The organism is Streptomyces spongiae (assembly GCF_009377185.1).
GTDB lineage: Bacteria > Actinomycetota > Actinomycetes > Streptomycetales > Streptomycetaceae > Streptomyces > Streptomyces spongiae.
In genome coordinates this window covers 1-9,527 of sequence record NZ_VJZC01000384.1, presented here as the reverse complement: position 1 = coordinate 9,527, position 9,527 = coordinate 1, and the positions used below count along the sequence as shown (strand labels likewise).

7 protein-coding genes are annotated in these 9,527 nt (G+C 72.4%); 5 read left to right on the top strand and 2 right to left on the bottom strand.

Annotated elements, in window-relative coordinates:
* The first annotated feature begins 152 nt into the window (after positions 1 to 152).
* Positions 153 to 1,142, top strand: a complete 990-nt coding sequence (locus tag FNH08_RS35215) for a DUF5926 family protein (RefSeq protein ID WP_152775589.1) — start codon at positions 153 to 155, stop codon at positions 1,140 to 1,142.
* Positions 1,143 to 1,385: 243 nt separating this feature from the next.
* On the opposite strand, the gene FNH08_RS35210 is transcribed toward FNH08_RS35215, so the two are convergent.
* Positions 1,386 to 2,000: a hypothetical protein gene (locus tag FNH08_RS35210; protein ID WP_322726012.1), complete on the bottom strand. Its 615-nt coding sequence runs from the start codon at positions 1,998 to 2,000 to the stop codon at positions 1,386 to 1,388.
* 202 nt (positions 2,001 to 2,202) lie between these two features.
* Positions 2,203 to 2,868: a bifunctional DNA primase/polymerase gene (locus tag FNH08_RS35205; protein WP_152775588.1), complete on the bottom strand. Its 666-nt coding sequence runs from the start codon at positions 2,866 to 2,868 to the stop codon at positions 2,203 to 2,205.
* Positions 2,869 to 3,350: 482 nt separating this feature from the next.
* Between FNH08_RS35205 and FNH08_RS35200 the strand changes: the two genes are divergently transcribed.
* The 4 genes from FNH08_RS35200 to FNH08_RS35185 all read left to right on the top strand — a co-directional run bounded on the left by FNH08_RS35200 (position 3,351) and on the right by FNH08_RS35185 (position 9,420).
* On the top strand, positions 3,351 to 4,907 hold the full coding sequence (locus tag FNH08_RS35200; protein ID WP_152775587.1) for a PP2C family protein-serine/threonine phosphatase: 1,557 nt from the start codon (positions 3,351 to 3,353) through the stop codon (positions 4,905 to 4,907).
* A 118-nt stretch (positions 4,908 to 5,025) separates the two neighbouring features.
* A complete protein-coding gene (locus FNH08_RS35195) occupies positions 5,026 to 6,498 on the top strand; it encodes an aminopeptidase P family protein (RefSeq protein ID WP_322726011.1) in 1,473 nt (490 codons plus the stop codon).
* A 152-nt stretch (positions 6,499 to 6,650) separates the two neighbouring features.
* Complete coding sequence (gene pdxR, locus FNH08_RS35190; RefSeq protein WP_322726010.1) at positions 6,651 to 8,030, top strand: MocR-like pyridoxine biosynthesis transcription factor PdxR; 1,380 nt, start codon at positions 6,651 to 6,653, stop codon at positions 8,028 to 8,030.
* A 91-nt stretch (positions 8,031 to 8,121) separates the two neighbouring features.
* Positions 8,122 to 9,420, top strand: coding sequence for an MFS transporter (locus FNH08_RS35185; RefSeq protein ID WP_152775585.1), 1,299 nt, complete (start codon positions 8,122 to 8,124; stop codon positions 9,418 to 9,420).
* The last annotated feature ends 107 nt before the right edge of the window (positions 9,421 to 9,527 follow it).

Below are 9,527 nucleotides of genomic sequence, written 5' to 3'. Positions count from 1 at the left end.
GCCCCCAGGCAACCCCGACCCCGAGTAGCCCACGGATCGACCAGGTGCTTTCGGGACGACTCGGTGCGTTGTCCACAGGTTCCCGTCGGGCGTCGTACAAGCGGCTAGGCTCGCGACCGTACGAGACGAGCCGTAACCGGGAGACACCCACGATGGCCAAGAAGCGACCCCAGACGAAGGCCAAGCGCCCGCAGAGCACGGGCGGAGCCGGCGCCGCAGGCGCTGACGGCCACGTTCCGGTTGTCGGCGCGCGCGAGCCCTGCCCCTGTGGCAGTGGCCGCCGTTACAAGGCCTGCCACGGCCGGGCCGCCGCGCACGCGGTGACCGAGCTGGTGCAGCGCCCCTTCGAGGGCCTGCCGGGGGAGTGCGACTGGATCGCGCTGCGCGAGCTGGTGCCGGCCGCGACCGTCGAACTGACGCTGAAGGAGGGCCTCCCGGAGGGCGTCCCGTCGGTCACGCTCGCCACCGTCCTGCCGATGGCGTGGCCCGCGCTGCGCCGCGACGACGGCTCGGTGCTGCTCGGCCTGCAGAACGACACGGCGTCCGGTGACATCAGCCGCGACCTGGCCGACACTCTCCAGCGCGCGCTCGTCGCGGGGCCCGGCACTCCAGTCCAGGGCCGCCGCGCCCCGGCCGAGTCCCCGCGGCTGCAGGATCTGCTCGACCCCGAAGGCGCCTTCGAGCCAGTTGTGCACACGGGCTTCGAATTCTGGGTTCCGGACGCGGAGAACGCGACCGCGGACGTGACCGCGTCCCTGGAGCGGGCCAACGCCGCCGCCATCCCGACCGTGAAACTCCAGGGCGTGGACGCCGCGTACTGGTGCGAGACGCCAGACAAGAACCACCTGCGCTGGGTCATGCCCCACGCCGAGGAGCAGCTTCTGGACGCCCTCGCGCGGCTGCACGCGGCCGGGCAGTCGGGGCTCGGCGAGGGCACCCGCCTGGTGGGCTCCTTCCGTGCGCACGGTCTCACGGTTCCGGTCTGGGACCTGCCGAGCGGCGTCGGCGCGGAGGACGTCGAGAAGCCGGCCGCCGAGTTCGCCGAGCGTCTCGCCACCGCGCTGGCCTCGGACGCGCCGCTCACCGCGGACGAGCGGCGGGCACGCGGCGGCCTGACCAACCGACAGGTCACGCTCAGCTGACACACAGGCTCGGCTGACCGACCGGTCAGCCGACCCAGCAGTCACAGAACAGGTGACTCCTGTCACAACTCCCCGCTGTGACAAGGAAATCGGTGTCCGAATAGCCAAGACGGAATTTGCGAACCGCCGATCTCTTGTTACCGTTCGAGTAGCCCGGTTGCTGGTGCATCCCCCGTCGCCAGCAACCGGGTCTTTTCATGTCCGGGTTCGAACAGGGTCCGTTGTACGGAACCGGGGCGGGCGTCAACCGCCCGTTCGCTGGGGCGAGTTGCTCCCGGAGCGCAGCAACAGCGGCCCGTGTCCGGCGTTCGACTGTCCGGCGTTCGAGGCGAACTCCGCGACGGCCGTGTACGCCTCCAGATCGCCCCGCGTGGGCTCCCGGGGCGTCTCGCACACTCCCGGCTCGTCCTGCGCGCCCACGACGCAGTGCATCCGCACGGAACGCCCGTCGGGTGTCATGAGGCTGAGGGCCGAACTCAGTTCCGAGCCCGTCGCGTTGCGGTAGTAGGTGCGCGCCCAGGTCTTCTCGCCCTCGGTCAGCACACAGGTCTGCGCCTCGATGCCGTCGGGGGACGAGAGGTCGGGGCCGCAGCGGGTGGCGGTGGCGAGTCCGGTGCCGAGCGAATGGGGTGGCCGCGAGGGGGCGGCCCGCGCGTCCTCACGCACCTCGCCCACACCCTCACCCTCACCCACTCCGGCGTCCCATGCTCCGCCGTCGGTGGTTCGCGCCGTGCCGTCGGTGAGTCCGGACATCCGGGCGACCATCCGCCCCGCGTCGCCGACAGGACCCGCGGACGCCACAGCCAGCGGCAGGGCGACAGCGGCCACCGCGGCACCGATCAGCGCGGCCAGGCGCACCCTTCGGGCACCCGGCCCACGACGCCGAGGCCACGACGCCCTGTGCCGACCGGGGCGACCGGGCCACTCATGTCGGCCGAGCCGCTCACGCCGACCGTGCCGACCGTGCCGACCGTGCCGACCGTGCCGACCGGAATGAAACTGCATGAACGGAAGATAACGACCCACAGCGGGCGCCCGGTTCCCCGCGCGCCCGACACCCTCACAACTCGGGTGCGCTCACACCCGTACGAGTGAGGGCCTCCACCACCGCGTCCACGACGGCCTCCACATCGGGCACCCAGGGCGCGGCCGAGCCGGGCAGCGGCGCCCGTTCCCAGCGGACCTGGCCGATGCCGGTCTCGGACGGGGGCAACGCCAGATAGCCACCCTCACTGTGGAAGCGCAGGGAACCCGGCACGAAGTCCTTGGCGTACAGCAACTCGCCCAGCTGCTCCATGGAGTAGGGCGCCACGAGGATCGCCCAGCGCGCGGGGGTCGCGACCACCGGGCCGAGGCGCATCCCCTTGCGGTCGAGCGCTTCCAGGGCACGGGCCGCCGCGAGGGCCGGCAGGCTCACCGCACAGGGCGCCCTGCCTCCCGTGGCCAGCACGATGGGCGCCGCGGGCCGGTTGCCCCACCACCAGCGCACCATGCGCTCGTCGGTGGTGGCCGCGAGGAGACCGGGGTCGAAGGGGTGGGCACCGGGCACCACGCACTCCGCGTCGGGGCATCCGCAACGGGCCCGTCCCTGCGGGTCCGGAGCCACGCCCGGGAGTACGGGCCACTGCCATTCGGTCGCGAACGTGAGGGCCTGCTGGAGCATCTCAGACCTACCGCCGTTCCGCTTGGACAGGAGCCTGCGTCGCTTTCCGGGGATCTCGCGCATGTGCGCTCGTCCTTTCCGTTGCACGCCTGGCAACACCGCGGTCCAGATCACACCATGTGTCGATCACTTCACTGTGCGTACCTGCTGGCGCATCACACCCCTGTCCGAGACAAGGGGAACCCCTATGGGCCGAGCATGGGCTGCTTCCGTGTCCATACTGCGTCTGCTCTCAAGCATGGCCATGGCGCAGGGGTGGCGGCGCCTGGCGTTTTGCCGTCCCGCTATTGCTCGCCGCCTCCGCCACGGGAGGATGGGGCACGGTCGTCGGTGGATAGGACGCCCGGCTCCGGTGCCAGGTTCCGGGCGGTCTCCCATCACCCCTGGCTTTCACCGAGTACGTACCCAGCACGACCGCTGTGACGCTCTGTCGAACAAGGCCAGTCGACCGCAATACACCGTTCACTGAGGCACTTTTGAGCCAATTTTGCCAATCCGCAATCGACTCGGCGAGCCCCACGGACACCAGATATACCAGCAGGACAATGCTGGACATCCCCTCACGACTGCGTGTACATGTGGAGACACCGCTAGCGGCGCAAAATGACATGGGGGTTTGCGATGCTATGGAGCAATACGCGCTGGTCCGGAAGCCCGACACCATGAACGCCCCTCACCTTCCGAAAGTGGCCGGAATCGATTCAACCGTTCCGTCGCCCGCACACACTGTCGCGCCCACGCCCGCCGCCACGGGCGTCCCTCCGGCCACGCCGCCCATCGCTCCCGGGGCCGTTCTCCAGGACAGACTCGCGGGCTGGGTCTCCGATCTCACGACCCTCCACGAACTCACCGAGCGCCTGGCACGCACGGACTCACTCGCCGACTCCCTCCAGGAACTGCTGCGCGCCGGAGCCGCCCTCGTGGGCGCCCGGCGCGGTCTCGTCGTCCTCGAACCGGGCGACGGACTCGGCCCGGACACGACCATCGGCCTGGGCCTCGGCCGGGCCGATCTCGGCCACATCGAGACGGTGCCGCGCGCCTCCATGTCGTACGGACGGCTCCTCGACACACCCGCCGGACTGCCCGGCGGCGACGGCGAGATCGCACAGCCCGACCTGTTCGCCGAGGACGGGCTCGACCCGCGCCACCGCGAGGTGGCCGCCCGCCTCGGCTACGCCGCCAGCTACGCGCTGCCGCTCGCCACGGAGGCGGCGGGCCGCCTGGGTGCCGCCGTCTGGCTCTACGACGAACCCGCCGAGCCGACCGAGCGGCAGCGGCACCTGGCCGGCCTCTACGTCCGCTTCGCCACCGAGCTCCTGGCCCGCGCGGTCGAGACGGAACGCACACGCGCGTGCATGACGACGATCTCCGAGGAACTGCTCCCCTCCCGGCTGCCCCGGGTCGCCGGCGTCCAGCTCGCCGCCCGGCACCGCACCGGCCCTCGTGGTGGCGGGGACTGGTACGACGCACTGCCGCTGCCTGACGGAGCGCTCGGCCTCGCGGTCGGGTCCGTCACCGGGTCGGGCCCCAGCGCGATCGCCGCGATGGGGCGGCTGCGGGCGTCGCTGAGGGCGTACGCCGTGATGGAGGGCGAGGACCCCGTCGCCGTCCTGTCCGACCTCGAACTGCTCCTCAGACTCACCGAACCCGCCCGCTCGGCCACCGCCCTCTTCGCCTACTGCGAACCCGCCCTGCGCAGCATCACGCTGGCCGGAGCAGGGCACAGCCCACCGCTGGTGATCGGCGAGCGGCGCACCGAGTTCGTGGAGACGTCCCTGTCGGCCCCCCTTGGGATGCTCGCCTGCTGGGAGGCGCCCAGTGTCGAGCTGCGCGCCGAGCCGGGCGAGACGGTGCTGCTCTACACCGATGGACTGCTGCGACGTACGGGTGACCCCATGGACCGGGCCTTCGCCCGGCTGCACGCCGCCGCGGCGAGCCTGCCCAGAGCGGTGCGCGCCGACCCCGGTGCGGTCGCCGACCACATCCTGCGGAGCGTGCTGCCCGACGGCCTGGACATGCGGGCGCCCCACGGCCGGGCGGAGCCGGGAGCGCTGGACGACAGCGAGGAGGACGTGGTGCTGCTGGCGGCCCGCTTCGAGTGAGGCGGCCCGCTTCGAGTGACCGGACGACCGGGCTCACGCACGTGTCCCAAGGCCCTGGGCCCCCTTCCGTACGACCGTACGATGGAGGAGGTCCAGTGCCGTATCGAGGAGGATGACCGTGGCGGACGAGCTCGAGCCGGAGACCCCGGAGACCGAGGCGGCCGAAGCCGAGGAAGAGCCGATCAAGCGGCGCAAGAACGGCCTGTACCCGGGCGTGTCCGACGAACTGGCCGAGAACATGAAGTCGGGCTGGGCCGACACCGAGCTGCGCGACCTGCGGCCGATCGCCCAGGCCGCCGAGACCGCCGCCCGCCGCGCCGCGCTGTCCGAGCGCTTCCCGGGCGAGCGTCTGGTCGTCCCCGCGGGCAACCTGAAGACCCGCTCGAACGACACGGAGTACCCCTTCCGGGCCTCCGTGGAGTACGCCTACCTCACGGGCAACCAGACGGAGGACAGCGTCCTCGTCCTGGAGCCCACTCCCGAGGGCCACAAGGAGACGATCTACCTCCTGCCGCGCTCCGACCGGGAGAACGGCGAGTTCTGGCTCTCCGGCCAGGGCGAGCTGTGGGTCGGCCGCCGCCACTCGCTCGCCGAGGCGGAGCAGCTGTACGGCATCCCGGCCGCGGACGTGCGCGAGCTGCCGGTCAAGCTGAAGGAGGCCAAGGGCCCGGTCCGGGTGGTGCGGAGCTACGACGCGGGCATCGAGGCGGCGCTGCGCGACAAGGTGACCGCCGAGCGCGACGAGGAGCTGCGCGTCTTCCTCTCGGAGGCCCGGCTGGTCAAGGACGACTTCGAGATCGGCGAGCTGCAGAAGGCCGTCGACTCGACCGTGCGCGGCTTCGAGGACGTGGTGAAGGTCCTCGACAGGGCGGAGGCCACGTCCGAGCGCTACATCGAGGGCACGTTCTTCCTCCGCGCGCGCGTGGAGGGCAACGACGTCGGCTATGGCTCCATCTGCGCGGCCGGCCCGCACGCCTGCACGCTGCACTGGGTGCGCAACGACGGGCCCGTCCGCTCCGGCGACCTGCTCCTGCTGGACGCGGGCGTGGAGACCCACACGTACTACACCGCGGACGTCACGCGCACGCTGCCGATCAACGGCACGTACAGCGAGATCCAGAAGAAGATCTACGACGCCGTGTACGACGCCCAGGAGGCCGGTATCGCGGCCGTCAAGCCGGGCGCCAAGTACCGGGACTTCCACGACGCCTCGCAGCGCGTGCTGGCCGAGCGGCTCGTCGGGTGGGGCCTGGTCGAGGGTCCGGTCGAGCGTGTCCTGGAGCTGGGCCTGCAGCGCCGCTGGACCCTGCACGGCACCGGTCACATGCTCGGCATGGACGTCCACGACTGCGCGGCCGCGCGCGTGGAGTCGTACGTGGACGGCACGCTGGAGCCCGGCGTGGTCCTGACGGTCGAGCCGGGTCTGTACTTCCAGGCCGACGACCTGACCGTGCCCGAGGAGTACCGCGGCATCGGCGTCCGTATCGAGGACGACATCCTGGTGACCGAGGACGGCAACCGGAACCTGTCGGCGGGGCTGCCGCGCCGCTCCGACGAGGTCGAGGCGTGGATGGCGTCGCTCAGGAGCTGAGAGCCGGATACGACACTGATGGCCGGGTGCCCTCCTGGGTAACCGGCCATTGGTGTGCCCAGGGGACGTCCGTGTCCCCTGGGGTTCCTGATGTGCTTGGGGTTTTTGATGCGCCTAGGGGGCGATTCTCTGTGGTCAGGGGGCCCGGTCGCGTGACCGACTTCTGGTCCGGCGTCGGAGTGGACCTGCATCTGGAGCCCGACGCGGCGGCCGGGCGCAGAGCCGGTCTGGAGCGGGCCCTGCGGGACGCCGTGCGCGAGGGACGGCTCGCGCCGGGCACCCGCCTGCCCGCGACCCGGCGCCTGGCGGCCGAGCTCGGTATATCGCGGGGCACGGCGAAGGCCGCGTACGACCAGCTGGTCGCCGAGGGCTATCTGACCGCCCGCCAGGGGTCGGGCACGGAGGTGGCCCCGCTGCCCTCGAACACGGTGTCGGCGCCTGTCGGGGGTCCACGCGCGCGTGCGCCCCGTTTCGACCTGCGGCCCGGCAGCCCCGACGTGGGCGCGTTCCCGGCGGCGGCCTGGCTGCGGGCAATGCGGCGCGCCATCGCGAAGGCTCCCTCCCTGGCGTACGACTACGGGGATCCGCGAGGCCGCATCGAACTGCGGACGGCGTTGTCCGGCTACCTGGGACGGGCCCGGGGCGTGACCGCGCCGCCGGAACGGATCGTGATCACCTCGGGATACGTGCAGGGGCTCGCCCTCCTCACGCGCGTGCTGGACGGCGGGGTGGTCGCCATGGAGGACCCCGGGCTGCCGTTCCACCGGGACGTGGTGCGGCGGGGCGGCGGAACGGTCGTGCCGGTCGAGGTCGACGGCCGGGGCGTGCGCGTGGACGGCCTCGACGACCCGGCGGCCGTCGTGGTCACCCCCGCGCACCAGTACCCGACCGGCGTCACCCTCCATCCGGAGCGCCGACGAGCCCTCACGGACTGGGCACGCGCGCGGGGCGGGCTGATCGTGGAGGACGACTACGACGGGGAGTTCCGCTACGACCGGCAGCCGGTCGGCGCGCTCCAGGGCATGGCACCGAACCAGGTCGCTTACCTGGGCACCGCCTCCAAGACTCTGGGCCCGGCGCTGCGGCTGGGCTGGATGGTGCTGCCCCCGGACCTCGTCGACGCCGTGGCCGACGCCAAGCTGCACAGCGACCACCACACCGAGTCCATAGGCCAGTTGGCGCTGGCGGAGATGGTCACCAGCCATGCGTACGACCGCCACGTACGGGCGTGTCGGCTCCGTTACCGGCGACGCAGGGACCAGTTGCTGGGCCGACTGGGTGCGAGGTGGAGCGTGCGGGGGATCGCCGCCGGGCTGCACGCGCTGGTCGAAGTGCCGGACGAGGCCGAGGCGCTGGCGCGTGCGGAGGCAGAGGGGCTCGCGCTCGGCCATCTCGGCGACCACTGGCACGCACCGGCCGGCGAGCGGCCGCAGGGGCTGGTCGTGGGGTACGGGACGCCTCGGGAGCGGACCTACCCGGAGGCCCTGGAGGTGTTGGGGCGGGTGCTGGACGGGTTGGCGAGGGCTCGGTGACGGACGTCGTCGTCCCGACCTGAAGTGGGCCATGAACACGCATGTGAATTGGGCCTGTTGACTGTCCCAAACAGCTCATAGCGTCGTCGGCATGACAACCCACGACGCTGCGGCGCGGTCGCACCCCACCGTGCGGCTCACGCCTCCGGCGAGGAAGCCTCCCGGCCGGGCGAGCCGGCTCGTCCCGCCCGCCGGTCCGCCGCGCGTGCTCGCCCTGGCGCAGCTGACCGCCTCCGTGGGTGACGGCGCCTACTACGTGACGTCCGCGCTGTACTTCACGCACGTCGTGGGGCTGTCCCCCGCGCGCGTGGGGCTCGGGCTGACCATCGCCTGGGCGGTCGGCTCGCTGGTGGGTGTGCCGCTGGGGCGGCTGGCGGACCGGCGCGGGCCGCGCGGCGCGGCGGTGCTGCTGGCGCTGGCGACCGGTCTGGCGGTGGCGTCGTTCCTGTTCGTGCGCGGGTTCGTCCCGTTCCTACTGGCCGCGTGCGCGTACGCGGCCGCCCAGTCGGGGCTCGCGGCGGCCCGGCAGGCGCTGCTGGCCGGGCTGGTGCCCGCCGGGGAGCGGACCGGGCTGCTGGCGCATCTCCAGTCGACGCTCAACGCCGGTCTGGCGGTCGGCGCGGGCCTGGGCGGGCTGGCGCTGCACGCCGGGACGCGGACGGCCTATCTCGCGGTGTTCGCGCTGGACGCGGTGAGCTTCCTGCTCTGCGCGGTGGTCCTGCTGCGGCTGCCGCCGGTGGCGGTGGAGGCTTCGGCGCGCGGCCGAGGGGGAGCCGGGCCGGAGCACCGGCTCAGCGTGCTGCGCGACCGCCCGTACGCCCTGGTCGCGCTCCTCAACACCGTGCTGCTGCTGCGGATGCCGCTGCTCAGCCTCGGCATCCCTCTGTGGATCACCGAACGGACCGACGCGCCCGCCTGGGTGGTCTCCGCCCTGTTCGTCCTCAACACGGGTGCGGTGATGGCGTTCCAGGTCCGCGCGGCCCGGGGCGTCACGGACCGTACGACGGCCACGCGCGCGATACGTCGCTCCGGGTTCCTCATGCTGGCGTCCTGCGCGGTGTTCGCCCTCTCGGCCGGGACCTCGCCGGCAGTGGCGGCCGGAGTGCTCGTCCTGGGCGCGGTGCTGCAGGTCGCGGCCGAGATGGGGCAGTCGGCGGGCTCCTGGCACCTCGCCTTCGACCTCGCCCCGGCGGACCGGATGGGCGAGTACCAGGGCTTCTTCGGCACCGGTGTCACCGTGGCCCGCACCCTCGGCCCGCTGCTCCTGACGGCGCTTCTGGTGGACTGGGGGACGCCGGGCTGGCTGCTGCTGGGCGCGGTGACGCTGGCCGCGTCGTACGCGATGGGTCCGGCGGTGGCGTGGGCGGAGAAGGGCCGGGGCGGCTCCTGAGCGGTACGTGGGGGTGTTTCACGTGAAACACCCACCACCGCGGTGTTTCACGTGAAACGCCCCCCGGCGTGCGCTCAGCTGGGGCTTTCGGCCGTACGCCCCAGACC